The 2,314-nt window shown below is 74.3% G+C and carries 2 protein-coding genes; one reads left to right on the top strand and one right to left on the bottom strand.

The window, feature by feature from the left end; translation table 11 throughout:
* Window positions 1-27: 27 nt before the first annotated feature.
* Window positions 28-1,182, bottom strand: coding sequence for a Cmx/CmrA family chloramphenicol efflux MFS transporter (locus ACFU74_RS37070; protein WP_380764543.1), 1,155 nt, complete (start codon window positions 1,180-1,182; stop codon window positions 28-30).
* A 531-nt stretch (window positions 1,183-1,713) separates the two neighbouring features.
* On the opposite strand from ACFU74_RS37070, the gene ACFU74_RS37065 reads away from it, so the two are divergent.
* The gene (locus tag ACFU74_RS37065) at window positions 1,714-2,301 is read left to right on the top strand and encodes a lytic polysaccharide monooxygenase (RefSeq protein ID WP_380764542.1); all 588 of its coding nucleotides are present in this window, start codon (window positions 1,714-1,716) and stop codon (window positions 2,299-2,301) included.
* The last annotated feature ends 13 nt before the right edge of the window (window positions 2,302-2,314 follow it).

Below are 2,314 nucleotides of genomic sequence, written 5' to 3'. Positions count from 1 at the left end.
GGACGGCCGCGCGCCGGTGCGGCTGCGTCAGCGGAGCGCCGGGCGGAGGGGAGCGGCGGCCAGCGACAGCGCGGCCAGGACCAGCAGTCCGCCCAGCCAGAACGGCCCGCGCTCCCCGGCCGTCGTGGCCAGGGAGGTGGCGCCGGCGAGGGGGCCGGCGGCGGCGCCCACGTTGAGGGCGGCGGTCGCGCAGGCGCCGGCCAGCGTCGGGGCGGCGGCGGCCTCGTACAGGACGCGGGTGATCAGTGTGCCGCCGACCGCGAACGACAGCGCTCCCTGGACGAACACCAGGGCGAGCAGCGCCGCCGGCCGGTCGGCCAGCACGGCGAGGGCCGGCCACCCGATCAGCAGCAGTGCGCCGCCGACGGCGAGGACCGGGCCGGGGTGCCGGTCGGACAGCCGCCCGGCCACGGTGACGCCGGTGAACGAGCCGGCGCCGAACAGCACGAGGACGACCGGGACCCACGATTCGTCCAGCCCGGCGGGGCCGGTGACCACGGGCGCGAGGTACGTGAAGCTGGCGAAGGTCGCCGCGTTGACCAGCGCGGCGAGCAGCATCACCGCCCCCAGCCGGGGACTGGCCAAGCGTGCGAACTCCGCCCGCACGGCAGGCCGTTCGGCGCCGTCCCGCGGGCTGCGCCCCGTCGGCACGCCGGCGACGATCCCGATGGCGGCCGGCAGGCAGAGTGCGGCGACGGCCCAGAAGACGGCCCGCCATCCGAGCGCCGATCCCAGCGCCGCCCCGGCCGGGACGCCGGCGACCGTGGCCACCGTGGTGCCCGACAGCAGGACGGCGAGTGCGCGTCCCTTCCGGTCGGCGGGCACCAGGGCGGCGGCGGTCGTCAGGGCGAGGGCGAGGAACCCCGCGTTGGCGAGCGCGGCGACCACCCGGGTCGCGAGCAGGACCGTGAGGTTCGGGGCGATGGCGCCCGCACCGTGCGCCGCCGCGAAGAGCAGGACGGACCCGAGCAGTCCCCACCGCGCCGGCAGGGCGCGGGCGAGTACCGCCGTCAGCGGTGCGCCGACGACCATCCCGATCGCGAACGCCGAGGTGAGCGTGCCGGCGGCGCCGACCGTGACGCCGAGGTCCGTGGCGATGTCCGGCAGGAGGCCGGAGAGCATGAATTCCGAGGTGCCCATGGCGAAGACCGCCACGGCGAGCAGGTACAGCGAAAGAGGCATCGAATGGCTCCGAGGTGAGGAGAGGCACGAAAAGGTGACTCGTCACGTCACCGCGGCCAGCACCCGGGACACCCGCGACCACGCGCGTCCGGCCCGCTCGGCAGGGCCGGCGGACTCAGGGGCTCATCGGGGGTTCAGGGGGCTGACGGCGTGTGACCGAAAGCCCCCACCTCGTCCGACTCGGGACTCGACATGCCCGGCACGCTACCCGATCAACGCCGCTTCCGCACAACGGCTTTCGCCGGCGCTCGTGCCCGCGGTGGGTCGTGCGTCCCCAGGGCGCCGCGGTGTCGGCGCGTGCCGGTCGGAACCGCCTCGCCCGGACCCGGGGATCCCTCCCGGAAAGCCCTTGCGACGACCGCAGATTGACCGAACGTCAAACTGGTCCAGACCATTGACGACGGTCGTCGCGCTCCCTACGGTATGGGCATTCACCTGGCGCAGGCATGCCAAGATCCCCGGGCTGGCGCACCCCCACGCGCGCCGCCTGCTGCGTCGGGCACACTCTCCATCCCCCCACGGAGGAGCATCATGCGCAAACGCCACATGGTCGGCGCGGCCCTGGCCGCGGTCGCCGTCCCGCTCGCGATGGCCGTCCCGGCCAACTCGCACGGGTTCATCAACCTCCCGCCGAGCCGTTCGGCCCTGTGCGGCGCCGGTGTCGTCCAGAACTGCGGCGACATCCAGTGGGAGCCGCAGAGCGTCGAGGGCCTGAAGGGCTTCCCGGCCCGCGGTCCCGTCGACGGCACCATCTGCGCGGGCGGTGACGCCCGCTGGGCGCCGCTGGACAACCCCCGCAACGGGGCCTGGCCGACCACCAAGGTGACGGGCGGCGCCCAGCAGACCTTCACCTGGGAGATCGAGGCCCGGCACTCGACCACCAACTTCCGGTACTTCCTGACCAAGCAGGGCTACGACCCGACCCAGAAGATCACCCGGGCCAGCCTGGACCTCACGCCGTTCCTGACGGTTCCGTACAACCGCCGTCAACCCGCCGCCATCACCACCCACACCGCGACCCTCCCCACGGGCCGCACCGGGCACCACGTGGTCGTCGCGGTCTGGGACGTCGCCGACACGGCGAACGCGTTCTACTCCTGCACCGACGTGCTCTTCTGATCCACCCGCACCC

The organism is Kitasatospora sp. NPDC057500 (assembly GCF_042802195.1).
Classification (GTDB): Bacteria; Actinomycetota; Actinomycetes; order Streptomycetales; family Streptomycetaceae; genus Kitasatospora.
The sequence above is the reverse complement of the archived record's forward strand: the minus strand, read 5'-3'. Positions and strand labels throughout refer to the sequence as shown.

Bases quoted from the DNA above. Each gene is read 5' to 3' on its own strand.
- ACFU74_RS37070 (WP_380764543.1), bottom strand. From the start codon at position 1,182: ATGCCTCTTTCGCTGTACCTGCTCGCCGTGGCGGTCTTCGCCATGGGC.
- ACFU74_RS37065 (WP_380764542.1), top strand. From the start codon at position 1,714: ATGCGCAAACGCCACATGGTCGGCGCGGCCCTGGCCGCGGTCGCCGTC.